This window comes from Mesorhizobium sp. M4B.F.Ca.ET.203.01.1.1 (assembly GCF_004791025.1).
In the GTDB taxonomy this organism is placed as follows: Bacteria; Pseudomonadota; Alphaproteobacteria; order Rhizobiales; family Rhizobiaceae; genus Mesorhizobium; species Mesorhizobium abyssinicae.
Genome location: NZ_SRUO01000325.1, coordinates 1 through 255, shown reverse-complemented (window position 1 = coordinate 255; position 255 = coordinate 1). Strand labels below are relative to the sequence as shown.

The following is a 255-nucleotide window of genomic DNA, read 5'->3' as shown; positions in this document are numbered from 1 at the left end:
CGTTGGCGTTGAGCACCAGCGTGCCGTACTGGCCCGCGATCCCGGCGCCGCCGAGATTGCCGCTCACCGGGTTGGAGACGTTCGAGCCGGTGGCCACGCCGGTCACCGCGCCGCCGGGCGCCGCGCCGTCGGCGCCGAGCACGTCAGGCGTTCCGTCGCTCAGCACATTGCCCGAGACCTGCGCGCCTTCCGAGACGCTGTTGGTGTTGGCATAGGCCGTCGGCACGTCGTCGACGATGTCGACCAGGATGGTGC

Annotated in this window: 1 protein-coding gene; it reads right to left on the bottom strand. The window is 71.4% G+C overall.

Features of this window, described 5'->3' with window-relative positions; all coding sequences use genetic code 11:
* A partial coding sequence (locus EN846_RS34915; RefSeq protein WP_135914189.1) for a hypothetical protein occupies nt 1-255 on the bottom strand: 255 nt, incomplete at both ends.